General features: G+C 63.5%; 13 protein-coding genes. 11 read left to right on the forward strand and 2 right to left on the reverse strand.

Annotated elements, in window-relative coordinates:
- Positions 1 to 42 precede the first annotated feature (42 nt).
- From FFI89_RS08145 to FFI89_RS08155, 3 genes are all read left to right on the forward strand, one after another.
- Positions 43 to 951, forward strand: a complete 909-nt coding sequence (locus tag FFI89_RS08145) for a S49 family peptidase (RefSeq protein ID WP_138834522.1) — start codon at positions 43 to 45, stop codon at positions 949 to 951.
- Between the two features lie 109 nt (positions 952 to 1,060).
- Positions 1,061 to 1,252, forward strand: a complete 192-nt coding sequence (locus tag FFI89_RS08150; RefSeq protein WP_138836190.1) for a hypothetical protein — start codon at positions 1,061 to 1,063, stop codon at positions 1,250 to 1,252.
- Positions 1,253 to 1,442: 190 nt separating this feature from the next.
- Entirely contained in the window at positions 1,443 to 2,375 is a 933-nt protein-coding gene (locus FFI89_RS08155) for a glycine--tRNA ligase subunit alpha (RefSeq protein ID WP_138834524.1), read from the forward strand.
- 101 nt (positions 2,376 to 2,476) lie between these two features.
- On the opposite strand, the gene FFI89_RS34840 is transcribed toward FFI89_RS08155, so the two are convergent.
- On the reverse strand, positions 2,477 to 2,719 hold the full coding sequence (locus tag FFI89_RS34840) for a hypothetical protein (RefSeq protein ID WP_246669585.1): 243 nt from the start codon (positions 2,717 to 2,719) through the stop codon (positions 2,477 to 2,479).
- On the opposite strand from FFI89_RS34840, the gene FFI89_RS08160 reads away from it, so the two are divergent.
- The 3 genes from FFI89_RS08160 to FFI89_RS08170 are packed head-to-tail and all read left to right on the forward strand — an operon-like array spanning position 2,600 to position 5,633.
- A complete protein-coding gene (locus tag FFI89_RS08160; protein WP_246669486.1) occupies positions 2,600 to 2,935 on the forward strand; it encodes an endonuclease domain-containing protein in 336 nt (111 codons plus the stop codon). The genes FFI89_RS34840 and FFI89_RS08160 overlap by 120 nt on opposite strands.
- Positions 2,928 to 5,027: a glycine--tRNA ligase subunit beta gene (gene glyS, locus FFI89_RS08165; RefSeq protein ID WP_138846632.1), complete on the forward strand. Its 2,100-nt coding sequence runs from the start codon at positions 2,928 to 2,930 to the stop codon at positions 5,025 to 5,027. Before FFI89_RS08160 ends, glyS begins: the two co-directional genes overlap by 8 nt.
- 3 nt (positions 5,028 to 5,030) lie before the next feature.
- On the forward strand, positions 5,031 to 5,633 hold the full coding sequence (locus tag FFI89_RS08170) for a bifunctional 2-polyprenyl-6-hydroxyphenol methylase/3-demethylubiquinol 3-O-methyltransferase UbiG (protein ID WP_138834528.1): 603 nt from the start codon (positions 5,031 to 5,033) through the stop codon (positions 5,631 to 5,633).
- A 181-nt stretch (positions 5,634 to 5,814) separates the two neighbouring features.
- Here FFI89_RS08170 and FFI89_RS08175 read toward each other — a convergent pair whose 3' ends face one another.
- The gene (locus FFI89_RS08175; protein WP_138834529.1) at positions 5,815 to 6,171 is read right to left on the reverse strand and encodes a DUF1236 domain-containing protein; all 357 of its coding nucleotides are present in this window, start codon (positions 6,169 to 6,171) and stop codon (positions 5,815 to 5,817) included.
- A gap of 236 nt (positions 6,172 to 6,407) precedes the next feature.
- On the opposite strand from FFI89_RS08175, the gene FFI89_RS08180 reads away from it, so the two are divergent.
- The 5 genes from FFI89_RS08180 to FFI89_RS08200 all read left to right on the forward strand — a co-directional run bounded on the left by FFI89_RS08180 (position 6,408) and on the right by FFI89_RS08200 (position 14,108).
- Entirely contained in the window at positions 6,408 to 6,563 is a 156-nt protein-coding gene (locus FFI89_RS08180; protein WP_138834531.1) for a DUF3096 domain-containing protein, read from the forward strand.
- An 89-nt stretch (positions 6,564 to 6,652) separates the two neighbouring features.
- On the forward strand, positions 6,653 to 9,547 hold the full coding sequence (ppdK, locus tag FFI89_RS08185) for a pyruvate, phosphate dikinase (RefSeq protein ID WP_168212829.1): 2,895 nt from the start codon (positions 6,653 to 6,655) through the stop codon (positions 9,545 to 9,547).
- Between the two features lie 203 nt (positions 9,548 to 9,750).
- Positions 9,751 to 10,737 (forward strand): integrase core domain-containing protein, encoded by a 987-nt coding sequence (locus tag FFI89_RS08190; protein WP_138834535.1) that lies wholly within the window; start codon positions 9,751 to 9,753, stop codon positions 10,735 to 10,737.
- Positions 10,738 to 11,106: 369 nt separating this feature from the next.
- Positions 11,107 to 12,567: a cell wall hydrolase gene (locus FFI89_RS08195; protein ID WP_138834537.1), complete on the forward strand. Its 1,461-nt coding sequence runs from the start codon at positions 11,107 to 11,109 to the stop codon at positions 12,565 to 12,567.
- Positions 12,568 to 12,866: 299 nt separating this feature from the next.
- Positions 12,867 to 14,108 carry an MFS transporter gene (locus FFI89_RS08200; RefSeq protein ID WP_138834539.1) on the forward strand — a complete coding sequence of 414 codons (1,242 nt, stop codon included), beginning with the start codon at positions 12,867 to 12,869 and terminating at the stop codon, positions 14,106 to 14,108.
- Positions 14,109 to 14,124: the final 16 nt, after the last annotated feature.

The raw sequence follows: 14,124 nt of genomic DNA on the forward strand, positions 1-14,124 counted from the left end.
TGACAGTGGCGCGATAAAAAATGGTTAATTCGAGGTATCGGCATGAGTGAACAAATAAGTGATCGCACCGGAGTGCCTGATCTGATCGACCGGCTGAAGCGATTGGTTCCGGCGAAATTCCGGCCGGGAAATGTGGTGGTGCCGGTGGTGCGATTGTCCGGCGTGATCGGCGCGGTGACCCCGCTGCGGCCGGGGATGTCGCTGGCCGGCGTCGCCAAAACGCTCGAACGCGCGTTCGCCACCAAGAATGCGAAGGCAGTGGCGTTGGTGATCAATTCGCCCGGCGGCTCGCCGGTGCAGTCGCGCCAGATCTATCTGCGGATCAGGCAGCTTGCCGCGGAAAAGAAATTACCGGTGCTGGTGTTCGTCGAGGATGTCGCGGCATCCGGCGGCTACATGATTGCCTGCGCGGGCGACGAGATCTTCTGCGACCCGTCCTCGATCCTCGGTTCGATCGGCGTGGTCGGCGGCAGCTTTGGATTTGTGGATCTGATCAAGAGGGTCGGCGTCGAGCGCAGGCTCTATACGGCGGGTGAGCACAAAGCGACGCTGGATCCGTTTTTGCCGGAAAATCCCGATGACGTGGCGCGCCTGAAAACGATTCAGCGCGAAATCCACGCCATCTTCATCGCGCTGGTCAAGGGCAGCCGCGGCGCCCGCCTCAAGGGCGCCGACGATTTGCTGTTCACCGGCGAATACTGGGCGGGCGAGACCTCGGTGTCGCTGGGCCTGGCGGATGCGATCGGCGACCTCCGTTCGACGCTGCGCGCCCGCTACGGCGACAAGGTACTGACGCCGGTGATCGCGCCGGCGACCGGGATGCTGTCCGGGCTGCTGGGCCGTAGATCGGCGGGGGCGGGGACATCGTCGCTCGACGGTATTCAGGGATTGCCGGACGGGCTGATTTCGGCGCTGGAGACGCGGGCAATTTGGGCCAAATTCGGGTTTTAGGGGCGCTTTACCCGCGCCATTTAGTCCCAAAAGCCCAATTGCGGCGCGGACCGGCTTGGAGGAGAATGCTGGCATTGGGGGCTGACACGTGAACGACAAGGATCGACCGATGCCGCCGTTGATCGCATTCGCTGGCGCCCTGGGTGGGCTGGCCGTGGTCCGCTGGGCCTACAGAACCGCCGTCCGCATCAATCGAGAGCTCGAAGAGGCGCGCATGGCGCGCGTCGCCGAGGCCGCCCGTTCGGGCGATATTCCGACATTGCGCCGTGATCCGGTGACCGGGGCTTATCGGCCGGGTTAAGCTAGCCACGTCATTCCGGGGCGTGAAGCGAAGCGAAACGAACCCGGAATCTCGAGATTCCGGGTCTGGTGCTAGCGCACCATCCCGGAATGACGGCGATCGTTGCCGCCCCGCCTTCGCCTTGATTCCCCTCGCTGCCGCCGATACGGTCCCGCGCGCCCAAAACCCCCTCGCGAGACCGATTCTGCCGATGGATGACTTGCCTGCCCATATGCGCCCGGAACGTTCGTTCCAGGGCTTCATTCTCGCCCTGCAGCGGTTCTGGGCGGAGCAGGGCTGCGTGATCCTGCAGCCCTACGACATGGAAATGGGGGCCGGCACCTTTCACCCGGCGACGACGCTGCGGGCGCTCGGGCCGAAGCGCTGGAATGCGGCCTATGTGCAGCCCTCGCGGCGGCCCAAGGACGGCCGCTACGGCGAAAACCCCAACCGGCTGCAGCACTATTACCAGTTCCAGGTGATCATGAAGCCGTCGCCGCCGAACTTGCAGGACCTCTACCTGAAGTCGCTGGCCGCGATCGGCATCGATTCGGCCCTGCACGACATCCGCTTCGTCGAGGACGACTGGGAAAGCCCGACGCTCGGCGCGTGGGGGCTCGGCTGGGAATGCTGGTGCGACGGCATGGAAGTCAGCCAGTTCACCTACTTCCAGCAGGTCGCGGGCGTCGAATGCGCGCCGGTTGCCGGCGAACTCACCTACGGCCTCGAGCGTCTGGCGATGTATGTGCAGGGCGTCGACCGCGTCTACGATCTCAACTTCAACGGCCGCGACGGCGACGAGCGTGTCACCTATGGCGACGTCTACCTGCAGGCCGAGCAGGAATATTCCCGGCACAATTTCGAGCATTCCGATTCCGAGATGCTGTTCAAGCAGTTCACCATGGCGGAAGAGGCCTGCCGGAAATATCTCGAGGCGGGATGGAAAGACGGCAAGCGCGAGGCGCATCTGATGGCGCTGCCGGCCTATGACCAGTGCATCAAGGCGAGCCACGTCTTCAACCTGCTCGATGCCCGCGGCGTGATCTCGGTAACGGAACGGCAAAGCTACATCATGCGCGTGCGCGAACTGGCAAAGGCCTGCGGCGAAGCCTGGGTCCACACCGAAGCAGGCAGGGCGGTCTGATGCCCTTGATGCACGCGACGATGAACATGGCGATTGCTGATCTGCTCCCCTCCACCCGCGCGCGAAGCGCGTGGCGGGGTCGAGACGAGCGAAGCTCGCTCTTAGGGGTCGGGGGTGGGGGGTGCATGCCACAGAGAACACAGCGTGCCGTCGACAGGCGCGTACCGCGCGCCCGAGCCTTGCGTCGCGACGCGACCGAGGCCGAGAAGAAGCTGTGGCAACACTTGCGGCAACCGCCTTTCAAGGCGCATCACTTTCGGCGCCAGGCCACCATAGGTCCTTACTTCGCCGACTTCGCAACGCATCGGGCCAGGATCGTCATCGAGGTAGATGGCGGTCAGCATTCCGGCAGCGGCTCTGACGAGGTGCGTTCGCGATATCTCGAAGCCAACGGCTATCGTGTGCTGCGCTTCTGGAATAACGACGTTATGGCGAACCTGTCCGGCGTTCTTTCGGCCATCGATGCGGCGATCAATGCCGATAGACCCCCCACCCCCCCCCCCCCCCCCCCCCCCCCCCCCGCGCGGGGGGGGGGGGAGGGGAGTAGAGCTAATGCCTGATCTTCTGTTCGAATTGTTTTCCGAAGAAATCCCCGCGCGCATGCAGGCGAAGGCGGCGGACGATCTGCGCCGCATGGTGACCGACAAGCTGGTGGCCGAAGGGCTCGTCTACGAAGGCGCCAAAGCATTCGCGACGCCGCGGCGGCTGACCCTGACCGTGCACGGCATTCCGGCGCGGCAATCCGATCTCAAGACCGAACGTCGCGGACCGAAAATCGGTGCGCCCGATGCGGCCGTGCAGGGCTTTCTGAAGGCGACCGGTTTGAAGTCGCTCGACGAAGCCACCATCCAAAAGGATCCGAAAGGCGATTTCTACGTCGCGCTGATCGAGAAGCCGGGCCGTCCGACGCTGGACGTACTCGCCGAAATCCTGCCGCCGATCATCCGAACGTTCCCGTGGCCGAAATCGATGCGCTGGGGCGAGCGCTCGGCCAAACCGGGTTCGCTGAGCTGGGTGCGGCCGCTGCATTCGATCATCGCGACCTTCGGGATCGAAACCGAAGAACCCGATGTCGTCAAATTTTCCATCGACGGCATCGAGGCCGGCCAGACCACGTTCGGTCACCGCTTCATGGCGCCGGCTGTGATCTCCGTGCGTCGCTTCGAGGATTACGAAGCGAAGCTGAAGGCCGCCAAGGTCGTGCTCGATCCACAGGCGCGCAAGGACATCATCCTGGCCGACGCCAAGACCCTGGCGCAGGCGCAAGGTTTTGAGCTGGTCGAGGATCAGGTGCTGCTCGACGAGGTCTCGGGCCTGGTCGAATGGCCGGTCGCCCTGATGGGATCGTTCGACCAGGAGTTTCTGTCGATTCCCGGCGAGGTGATCCGCGCCACCATCCGCAACAACCAGAAATGCTTTGTCGTCAGCGATCCCAAAACCGGCAAGCTGACCAACAGGTTCATCCTCACCGCCAACATCGACGCCAGCGACGGCGGCAAAACCATCATCGGCGGCAACGAGCGCGTGATCCGCGCTCGGCTGAGCGACGCGAAATTTTTCTACGAGACCGACCTCAAGACCAAGCTGGAAAGCCGGTTGAAGAAGTTCGACCAGATCGTATTTCACGAGAAGCTTGGCACCCAGGCCGAGCGCATCAAACGCATCGAGCGACTGGCGGCGGAAATCGCTCCCTTGGTCGGCGCCGACGTTGAAAAGACCAAACGCGCCGCGCATCTGGCGAAGGCGGATTTGCTGACCGAAGTGGTCGGCGAATTCCCGGAGCTGCAGGGCCTGATGGGCAAATATTACGCACTGGCGCAGGGCGAGGACGCTTCCGTCGCCGCCGCCAGCGAGGAGCACTACAAGCCGCAGGGGCCGGCGGATCGGGTGCCGAACGATCCGGTGAGCATTGCCGTGGCGCTGGCCGACAAGCTCGATACGCTCGCCGGCTTCTGGGCGATCAACGAGAAGCCGACCGGCTCGAAAGATCCCTATGCGCTCCGTCGCGCGGCGCTCGGCGTGATCAGGCTCGTGATCAACAACGAGATCCGTTTTCCGCTCGGACCGATCTCGCAGTCCGCATTTGGCAGCCATGTGACGGCCGGCTACGGCATGGGTGATCAGGTCGTCGATCTGCTGCCCTTCTTCGCCGACCGCCTGAAAGTCCAGCTTCGCGACCAGGGCGCACGGCACGATCTGGTCGATGCCGTGTTCTCGCTCGGCGGCCAGGACGACTTGCTGATGGTGGTCCGCCGCGTCGAGGCGCTCGGCAAATTCCTCGAGACCGACGACGGCAAGAACCTGCTGGCCGGCACCAAGCGCGCCAGCAACATCCTCTCGATCGAAGAGAAAAAGGACAAGCGGGCTTTCGATGGCGCGCCGGACCCCTCGCTCTACAAGCTCGACGAGGAAAAGGCGCTGGCGAAGGCGATCGACGAGGTCAAGCGCGAGGCCGGCAGTGCCGTCGCCAGGGAAGATTTCGCCGCCGCGATGAGCGCAATGGCAAAACTCCGTCCGGCGGTCGATGCGTTCTTTGACAAGGTCAAGGTCAATGACGATGAACCAAAGGTGCGCGAGAATCGACTAAAGCTCTTGAATGAAATCCGCGCGGCGACGCGCGCGGTTGCAGATTTTTCCAAGATCGAAGGCTAGGCCATGGATCGCAAAACGCTTGCCGCTTACGACCAGGATGCGGCGGCGTTCGCGAAGGACTGGCACGACCAGCCGGCGCCGCGCGATCTCCAGGAGATCGTCGAACGGTTTTTCGTCCGTGGCGGCACCTCGGCCGATATCGGCTGCGGCAGCGGCCGCGAGGTCGGCTGGCTCAATGCCAACGGATTTTCCGCCACCGGTTTCGACGCCTCGGAAGGCCTGCTCAAGGAAGCCTGCCGGCGCTATCCCGGTCTCAAGTTCCGGCATGCCGAATTGCCCGAGCTGCGCGGTGTCGGCACGTTCGACAACGTACTGTGCGAAACCGTCATCATGCATCTCGACCGCAAGCAGATCGCGGCTTCGGTCCGCCGCCTGCTCGACGTCGTCAAGCCGAGCGGCATTCTGTACCTGAGCTGGCGCGTCACCGACGATGCCGATCTGCGCGACGCCCAGGGCCGGCTCTATTGCGCCTTCGATGCCGCTTTGGTGCTGGCGGAACTGAAAGCGACCACCGTGCTGCTCGACGAAGAGGTTTTGAGCGAATCCTCGGGCAAGAAGATTCACCGCCTGGTGGTCAAGAAGCCGGGTCTGGAAATTCGCGAGTAACAAAAAGCCCCGCCAGGAGGGGGACGCCAGGCGGGGCTTTCTTGTCCGGTCGGATCTCACGCACATCCGCTTGCGCGGCGCCCGGACTACCTCTGTTTTGACGCGTTTCCTTCACGTCCCCCGGATCAAGTCCGAGGGCATGCTTCGCTGGAAAGCGCGATGCCCGTCCAGGTGCGCGGGATTATTCGACCACCTGAACGATGCGACGCGAGCGCGGCTCGACCAGCACGGTCCGGCCGTTCACCACGGTGTAGCGATAGGGCGTGGCGCCGAACGTCTGCGGCACGTCGTAATAGGTCACGCCGGCTTCCGGCAGCACACCGCCGACGATCACACGATCGGGAATCGTGTAGTTCGGGACCCGTTCGCGCACGATGTATTCACGGAACGCAGGCCGCTGGTCGACGGCGATCCCCTCGTTGTCATCGATGACCACGGTGCCGCCGCCGACCACGCCGACGGTGCCCTGCGCCTGCGCCGCGACCGGCGCCGCCAAAGCGCCGGCAACCGCGGCAATGGCCAATATCCTGTTTCGCATGGCGAACTCCTTTTGCGAGAAAGGCACCGGCAATCGCCGGCGCATCAGGCGAGCCAATTCATCGCACGCGGCAATGTTCCGGGAATACGCGGCCTCATACGCGGCATTTCCGGGGAATTGTTGTGGGGCCTGGAACCGGTTGAGGCGGCTCGGCGTCTTCTGTTGCGGAACCGTGCCACCGGGTAGATTGCCGTCCTCGATTCGATTTTCCATCAGATCAGCCGGAGACGTTTCAAATGACCATCACCGCCGCGCACGTTCCCGCCATCGTGGCCCTGATTGCAGGAATTCTGATCCTGCTGATGCCGCGGCTGCTCAATTTCATCGTGGCGATCTACCTGATCTTCGTCGGACTGGTCGGTCTCGGCGTGCTCAAGATGTTTCACTTCTAGCGCTGGAAAGCGGGGTTTCGCGGCTTGCGCGGAACCCTCCAAAGTGGTGTAAGGCGCCCATCATCCCCATCCTCGGATAGTTGGAATCCATGGCCAAAGCCGTCGCGAAGTCCAAGAAAACTGTAGTGAAAGCTGCAGTGAAAACCGTAGCGAAATCAAAGCCATCCGCGCGGGCCAAGGCGGCGCCGCCGCCGTCCGCCCGCAAGGCCTTGAAGAAGGCTCCGACCAAGCCTGCCGCCAAGAAGGCTGTGAAGGCGGCCGTGAAGAAGGCTGCGGTGAAGAAGCCTGCGGTCGAAACGGTAAAATCCGGCAAGTGGGTCTATACCTTCGGCGACGGCAAGGCCGAGGGCAAAGCGGGTCTCCGCGACCTGCTCGGCGGCAAGGGCGCCAACCTCGCCGAAATGGCCAACCTCGGCCTGCCGGTGCCTCCCGGCTTCACGATCCCGACGTCGGTCTGCACCTACTTCTACGCCCACGGCAAATCCTATCCGCCGGCGTTGAAGACGCAGGTCGAGAAGGCGCTCGATCACGTCGGCAAGCTGACCGGCAAGGCGTTCGGCGATTCCAGGAATCCGCTCTTGGTGTCGGTACGTTCCGGCGGCCGCGCCTCGATGCCGGGCATGATGGACACCGTGCTCAATCTCGGCCTCAACGACAAGACGGTGGAGGCGCTCGCCGAATTGTCGGGCGATCGCCGCTTCGCCTATGACAGCTATCGCCGCTTCATCACCATGTATTCGGACGTGGTGCTCGGCTTCGAGCATCATCATTTCGAGGACATCCTCGACACCTTCAAGGACGGCCAGGGCTACACCCTCGACACCGACCTCACCGGCGACGACTGGGTCGAACTGGTCGGCCGTTACAAGGAAGCGGTGGCGCGCGAGACCGGCAAGGATTTCCCGCAGGATCCGCATGAGCAGTTGTGGGGCGCGATCGGCGCCGTGTTCTCGTCCTGGATGAACGCGCGCGCGGTGACCTATCGCCGCCTGCACGATATTCCGGAGTCGTGGGGCACCGCGGTCAACGTGCAGGCCATGGTGTTCGGCAACATGGGCGATACGTCGGCGACCGGCGTTGCCTTCACGCGCAACCCTTCGACCGGCGAGAGCAAGCTCTACGGCGAATTCCTGATCAACGCGCAGGGCGAGGACGTGGTGGCGGGCATCCGCACGCCGCAGGACATCACCGAATATGCGCGCAAGGAATCCGGCTCCGACAAGGCGTCGATGGAAGTTGCGATGCCGGACGCGTTCAAGGAACTGACGCGGATCTACACGCTCTTGGAAAAGCACTACCGCGACATGCAGGACATGGAGTTCACGGTCGAGCAGGGCAAGCTTTGGATGCTGCAAACCCGCGGCGGCAAGCGCACGGCGAAGGCCGCCTTGCGCATCGCGGTCGAGCTCGCCAATGAAGGCCTGATCTCGAAAAAGGACGCGGTGATGCGGATCGATCCGGCGTCGCTGGATCAGTTGCTGCATCCGACCATCGATCCCGCGGCCAAGCGCGACATCATCGCGACCGGCCTGCCGGCCTCGCCGGGCGCCGCCTCGGGCGAGATCGTGTTCTCGTCCGACGAAGCCGCCAAGCTGCAGGCCGACGGCCGCAAAGTGATTTTGGTGCGGGTCGAGACCAGCCCGGAAGACATTCACGGCATGCACGCCGCTGAAGGCATTCTCACCACCCGCGGCGGCATGACCTCGCACGCCGCCGTGGTTGCGCGCGGCATGGGCAAGCCCTGCGTCTCCGGCTGCGGCACCATTCGCGTCGATTACGGCCGCGGCACCATGAGCATCGGCTCGCGCTCGTTCAAGACCGGCGACGTCATCACCATCGATGGTTCGCTCGGCCAGGTGCTGGCCGGACGGATGCCGATGATCGAACCCAAATTGTCCGGCGAATTCGGCACGCTGATGGGCTGGGCTGACTCAGTCCGCAAGCTCGGCGTCCGCGTCAACGGCGACACGCCCGACGATGCGCGCACCGCCATCAAGTTCGGCGCCGAGGGCATCGGCCTGTGCCGCACCGAGCACATGTTCTTCGAGGAAACCCGCATCCGCACCGTGCGCGAGATGATCCTTTCCGAGGACGAGCAGTCGCGCCGTGCCGCGCTGTCGAAGCTGCTGCCGATGCAGCGCGCGGACTTCGTCGAGCTGTTCGAGATCATGAAGGGCCTGCCGGTCACGATCCGCCTGCTCGATCCGCCGCTGCACGAGTTCCTGCCGCACACGCAGGCCGAGATCGAGGAAGTCGCGCGCGCGATGAACACCGATCCGCGCAAGCTCGCCGATCGCGCCCGCGATCTCGCCGAGTTCAACCCGATGCTGGGTTTCCGCGGCTGCCGTCTGGCTATCGCCTATCCTGAGATCGCGGAGATGCAGGCGCGCGCGATCTTCGAGGCCGCTGTCGAGGCCGAGAAGCGCACCGGCAAGGCGGTCGGCCTCGAGGTGATGGTGCCGCTGATCGCGACCAAGGCCGAGTTCGACCTGGTCAAGGCGCGCATCGACGCTTCCGCGCAGGCGGTGATGAAGGAGACCGGCAAGAAGATCGCGTATCAGGTCGGCACCATGATCGAGTTGCCGCGCGCGTGCCTGATGGCCGGCGACATCGCGCAGACCGCGGAATTCTTCTCGTTCGGCACCAACGACCTGACGCAGACCACCTACGGCATCAGCCGCGATGACGCCGCGAGTTTCCTCGGCACCTATGTCGCCAAGGGCATTCTCGAGATCGATCCGTTCATCTCTGTTGACCGCGCCGGCGTCGGCGAACTCGTCAAGATCGGCGTCGCCCGCGGTCGCAAGACCCGGCCGAACCTCAAGGTCGGCATCTGCGGCGAACACGGCGGCGACCCCGCATCCGTGGCGTTCTGCCACGAGATCGGGCTCAACTACGTGTCGTGCTCGCCCTACCGCGTCCCGATCGCCCGCCTTGCCGCGGCGCAGGCCGCCCTCGGCAAGACGGTGGCGAGCCAGGCGTAACCCACAACAACTGACGAGATTGAAATGGCCGGGATTTTCCCGGCCATTTTCGTTTCTGGCGCCGCCGTCATTGCGAGCGAAGCGAAGCAATCCACCTCACCGCATAACGGATAGATGGATTGCTTCGTCGCTATCGCTCCTCGCAATTGTGCATGTTCAATAATTCGCTGATTGAATCACCCCCCTGAGAGGAGGAGGATTCGATGCGCGACAACAGCTATGACCGGACGATTGAGCGCAATTACCTTCAGAAATGGCGGTTTCTGATCCCGGAGTATGAGGCGGTGAAGGCTGGCCGATCGGGCACATTTCGCCGGGTCGGCGATTTTTACCGTCATCACGGGACGTGCTCGCAGACCTTCCGGAAATATTACAACCGATATCTACGGAGCGGCGCGGAGGCTGACCTACTGCCGCAGCGCCGCGGGCCGAAGTGGCGCGAGCGGCGCGAACCGGAAGGTATCGAGGCCGAGATCGTCGCCTGCCGCCACCGTGGCATGAACCGTTACGAGATCCATGCCGCCTTGCGCGAGCGGCGCGATACGCTACCTTCGCCATCGACCATCTATCGGGTCCTGAAACGCTATCAGCTGAACCGCCGCACCCCGGCGATGCGTGAGGAGAAGCGCCGCATTATCAAGGACAAGCTCGGCGAATTGGGCCATGTCGATCTGCATCAGCTACCGCGTGACATGTTCCTCGCGCCACCCTCAAGCTCGGCCTACATTGTAAGCTTGCTCGATAGCTGCTCGCGGCTGGCCTGGGCCGAGGTCATCACCTCGAAGAAGGCGCTGCCGGTCATGTTCAGGACGCTGAAGATGATCAACACGCTCAACGTCACTTACGGACTGGTCTTCGCTGAAATCCTGTCCGACAACGGCTCCGAATTCGCCTCCCGCAATCACCCTGAAGGGCACCCCTTCGAGGCCATGCTGCTCGAACTCGGCATCAAGCACCGTTACACAAGACCCTACCGGCCGCAGACCAACGGCAAGGTCGAACGCTTCTGGCGCACCATCGACGATGACGTCATCGACGGCGCGACCTTCGACAACCTAGATCACTTCGCCAACGAGCTCTTCGAGTATCTGATCTACTACAACAACCACAGACCTCATCAGGCCCTTGGCGGACAGACCCCGAAAGACTTCGCTTTGACCAAAACTCAAGCCACTCAATCAGCGAATTAGTGAACTCGCACAGCAATGACGTAGAGACGACGTCATTCCGGGGCGCGAAGCGAACCCGGAATCTCGAGATTCCGGGTTCGATGCTTTGCATCGCCCCGGAATGACCGAGCGTCATCACGGTTCCCGTACTCACCGGCCCGAAATTTTTTCACCGTCTTCGTTGACGGGATATTTACCACTTTCATCGAGCGGGCATTTACCAACACTTTCGAAGCGAAGCTGCAAAAGCGCGCGGTGCATTGCGTGTGACATACACGCCACGCGGATTAACTCCCCGGCAACCTAAATTCGATACCAACAAAAAAGGTCGAATTTTACGGACGTACTGAAGTTCGATCGCGTCTTGTAAGCGTTGCGTAGAGCGTATCGATGTTTGTGTTGCGTAACCATCCGAAGGGCGCGCGGTTCGCGTCCTTCGGACTCGGTCTTTGCGTCTTCGCATTGATGCCGACCGAGATCGGATATCAGGATATAGCTTCGCTATTGGCCCGGCAGCCCGGTGTCGCCGAGCGCTGGCAGAACCGTGTGTTCTCCGCCGTCGGCACCATCCAGGTCGCGACCTTCGCGTTTGGCCGCCCGATCGGAACCTCTTCACCGCAGACCGCGACCTACCGGCTCGCCAGCCTCGACAATCAAGGCATCGACATCACGGGTTCAGTGACGCGCAATCCGCTCGCATCTGCGCCGCCGCGGTATCAGGCCGCCGATTTTCCGAGAGTAGACCGCACCGCGAAGGGCGACCGGCTGGTTGTGACGCCGCCGCAGCCGACCGAGGCCGCAAACCCGGACGAACATGTGCCGGCGCACGAGGATCCTGCGACCTCCAACGCATTGGTGAAGGGCGCCAAGACCGTCGAGCGGGCGCCGTCGGCAGAACCCGCGCCGCTCGATCCGGAACTGCAGGCCGCCTTGAGCGCACCGCCGCTCGCGCAATACGACGTGTCGATGTCGCTCGAAGCCAATCCGCTCGACGATCTCAAGAGCGCGCCGCTGGCGTTATCGCCTTCGGTCGCACTCGCGCCCGCAGCCCCGCACGACAATTTTTCCTTCAAGACCTCGAGCCTGTTTTTTGGCTCCTCGCTCGGTTCGCCCGAAAGCATCGAGCGCTGGCGGCCCGGCGAGGAACCGGTGATCGTGATGCCGGGCGCGGCTCCCGATCCCGACATGAAGGTGATGGCCTCGCTGCCGGTCGACGCCGACGGCCCGGTCAGGGCCGGCGAGATGGGCGAGAGCGTTGCGCCGAAGGGCGAGGTCAATTCCGACAACCAGCGCGCCAAGACGCCGGCCGAACGTCTCGGCCTGTTCGACGACAAGTCGCGCGCCAAGCCGGAAAAATGTCTGGCGGAAGCCGTCTATTTCGAAGCCCGCGGCGAGGCCGTGCGCGGCCAGATCGCGGTGGCGCAGGTGGTGCTGAACCGCGCCTTCTCGGGCAAATATCCGGATACGGTGTGCGGCGTGGTCTACCAGAACAAGCATCGCCATCTGGCGTGCCAGTTCACCTTCGCCTGCGACAACAATGCCGATGTCATTCGCGAGCCCGACATGTGGGACCGTGCGCAGAAGATCGCCAAGGCGATGCTGGACGGCCGGCTGTGGCTGCCGGAAGTCGACAAGTCGACCCACTACCACGCCTATTGGGTGCGCCCGTCCTGGGTCAGCGAAATGAAGAAGACGTACAAGTTCGGCGTCCACACCTTCTATCGCCCGCGCGCCTGGGGCGACGGCAGCGACGCGCCGAGCTGGGGCAGCCCGGCCGAGACCGCCGCGATCTCAGCCAAGCTCGCCGAAGCCGCGCAGAGCTCAGCCGAGCAGGCCAGCGCGAAGCGGTAAGGCCTACACCGTCATTCCGGGGCATCGCGCAGCGATGAACCTCAGGTGCGCAATTGCGCACCGGGGAATCTCGAGATTGTGAGCGACATCGCAAACCAATCTCGAGATTCCGGGTTCGCGCCTTTGGCGCGCCCCGGAATGACGGTGCAAGTTGTTCTCCCTAATCCCCCACTGTCCTCGCCGATTTTGCAGGGCTGCCCTGCAGCGAAAAATTCTGCCCCGCCGCTCTTGGGATTTCCATGCGAATGCATTAACTCCCCGTAACGTTCTCGACAGACCGGATTCCTGGGGGAAGCTACATGGCTGTAACGGCAGACAATCTTCGTCCGGCATCGACCTGGCGAACGCCGCTTGTCATCATCATTTGCGGCTGCGCGATCGCGCTGTTGAGTTTCGGGCCGCGCTCGAGCCTTGGTTTCTTCATCCAGCCGATGACCCGGGAGTTTGCCTGGGGCCGCGACGTGTTCGGTCTCGCGCTGGCGCTGCAGAACCTGTTGTGGGGGCTGGGCCAGCCGATCGCCGGCGCTATTGCCGACCGGTTCGGGTTGCTGCGCGTGATGGTTGTCGGCGCGCTGCTCTATGCCGGCGGCCTCTTGGTGATGCGCTATGCGGCGAACCCGGGCTCGCTCGATCTCGGCGCCGGCGTGATGATCGGCTTCGGCCTGTCCGGCTGCTCGTTCAACCTGGTGCTGTCGGCATTCTCAAAACTGCTGCCGCTGGAGAAGCGCGGCCTGGCGCTCGGCGCCGGCACCGCGGCGGGTTCGTTCGGGCAATTCCTGTTCGCGCCGTTCGGCGTGGCGATGATCGACAATTTCGGCTGGCAGTCGGCGCTGACGGTGTTTGCGTTCCTGATGCTGCTGATCGTGCCGCTGGCGCTGGCGCTTTCGACGCCGCCGGCCGTGTCGTCGAACGTGCCGGTCGCGGACCAGCAATCGTTCAAGACCGCGCTTGCCGAAGCGTTCGGCCATCGCTCCTACGTGTTGCTGGTGCTCGGCTTCTTCACCTGCGGCTTCCAGCTCGCCTTCATCACCGTGCATCTGCCGGCCTATCTATCCGACCGCGGCGTTTCGGCGCAGACCGGCGGCTGGGTGGTCGCGGCCATCGGCCTGTTCAACATCGTGGGCTCCTTGAGCGTCGGCTGGCTGCAGAACAAGTTTCCGAAGCGCTACATCCTGTCGCTCATCTATCTGGCGCGGGCGTTGTCGATCGTGGCCTTCATCTCGTTTCCAATCACCGCCTTCTCCGCGATCGTGTTCGGCGCCGCGACGGGGCTGACCTGGTTGTCGACGGTGCCGCCGACCTCGGCGCTGGTGGCGCTGATGTTCGGCACCCGCTGGTTCGCGACGCTGTATGGCTTCGCCTTTGTCAGCCACCAGGTCGGCGGCTTCCTCGGGGTCTGGCTCGGCGGCGTCGTGTTCGAGAAATTCGGCTCCTACACGCCGATCTGGTGGCTCTCGGTGCTGTTCGGCGTGCTGTCGGCGCTGATCAACCTGCCGATCGTCGAACAGCCGGTGGCGCGCCCGGTTGCGCAGCCCGCCTGATCCGGTAAAACCCGCG

The organism is Bradyrhizobium sp. KBS0727 (assembly GCF_005937885.2).
In the GTDB taxonomy this organism is placed as follows: Bacteria; Pseudomonadota; Alphaproteobacteria; order Rhizobiales; family Xanthobacteraceae; genus Bradyrhizobium.

Excerpts from the sequence above, each read along its gene's own strand:
- FFI89_RS08145 (WP_138834522.1), top strand. The coding sequence starts at position 43 with ATGAGTGAACAAATAAGTGATCGCACCGGAGTGCCTGATCTGATCGAC.
- FFI89_RS08150 (WP_138836190.1), top strand. The coding sequence starts at position 1,061 with ATGCCGCCGTTGATCGCATTCGCTGGCGCCCTGGGTGGGCTGGCCGTG.
- FFI89_RS08155 (WP_138834524.1), top strand. The coding sequence starts at position 1,443 with ATGGATGACTTGCCTGCCCATATGCGCCCGGAACGTTCGTTCCAGGGC.
- FFI89_RS34840 (WP_246669585.1), bottom strand. The coding sequence starts at position 2,719 with ATGCTGACCGCCATCTACCTCGATGACGATCCTGGCCCGATGCGTTGC.
- glyS (WP_138846632.1), top strand. The coding sequence starts at position 2,928 with ATGCCTGATCTTCTGTTCGAATTGTTTTCCGAAGAAATCCCCGCGCGC.
- FFI89_RS08170 (WP_138834528.1), top strand. The coding sequence starts at position 5,031 with ATGGATCGCAAAACGCTTGCCGCTTACGACCAGGATGCGGCGGCGTTC.
- FFI89_RS08175 (WP_138834529.1), bottom strand. The coding sequence starts at position 6,171 with ATGCGAAACAGGATATTGGCCATTGCCGCGGTTGCCGGCGCTTTGGCG.
- FFI89_RS08180 (WP_138834531.1), top strand. The coding sequence starts at position 6,408 with ATGACCATCACCGCCGCGCACGTTCCCGCCATCGTGGCCCTGATTGCA.
- ppdK (WP_168212829.1), top strand. The coding sequence starts at position 6,653 with ATGGCCAAAGCCGTCGCGAAGTCCAAGAAAACTGTAGTGAAAGCTGCA.
- FFI89_RS08190 (WP_138834535.1), top strand. The coding sequence starts at position 9,751 with ATGCGCGACAACAGCTATGACCGGACGATTGAGCGCAATTACCTTCAG.
- FFI89_RS08195 (WP_138834537.1), top strand. The coding sequence starts at position 11,107 with ATGTTTGTGTTGCGTAACCATCCGAAGGGCGCGCGGTTCGCGTCCTTC.
- FFI89_RS08200 (WP_138834539.1), top strand. The coding sequence starts at position 12,867 with ATGGCTGTAACGGCAGACAATCTTCGTCCGGCATCGACCTGGCGAACG.